Below are 354 nucleotides of genomic sequence, written 5' to 3'. Positions count from 1 at the left end.
GGTGAACCCTGCTCCGAAAAAAAACGGTGTGGAAGAACTGCGCGCCGCTCTGTCAGAAAGCCGCTTCGCTTTTATCTCCATCGGCATATTCTCGTTCTTCGTGAACTTGCTCGTGCTGACCGGATCGCTCTACAGCTTGCAGGTCTATGACCGCGTGCTCACCAGCCGGTCCGAGCCGACACTGGTGGTGCTGACCATCCTGCTGGTAATGATGTATGCGATCATGGGCGTACTGGATCATGCCCGCGGCCGGCTTGCGGCGCGGATCGGCTCACGTTTCCAGGCATCCCTTGAAACGCGCGTCTTCCGCATCGTCACCGACCGGACCATGCTGGCGGCGCAAGGCGTTAATAC

Annotated in this window: 1 pseudogene; it reads left to right on the top strand. The window is 59.0% G+C overall.

The window, feature by feature from the left end:
• Nucleotides 1-28: 28 nt before the first annotated feature.
• Nucleotides 29-354 (top strand): annotated as a pseudogene (locus AC1D0P_RS32695) (type I secretion system permease/ATPase); the annotation flags it as partial.

Source organism: Polaromonas sp. P1_G2, assembly GCF_056405515.1.
The sequence above is the reverse complement of the archived record's forward strand: the minus strand, read 5'-3'. Positions and strand labels throughout refer to the sequence as shown.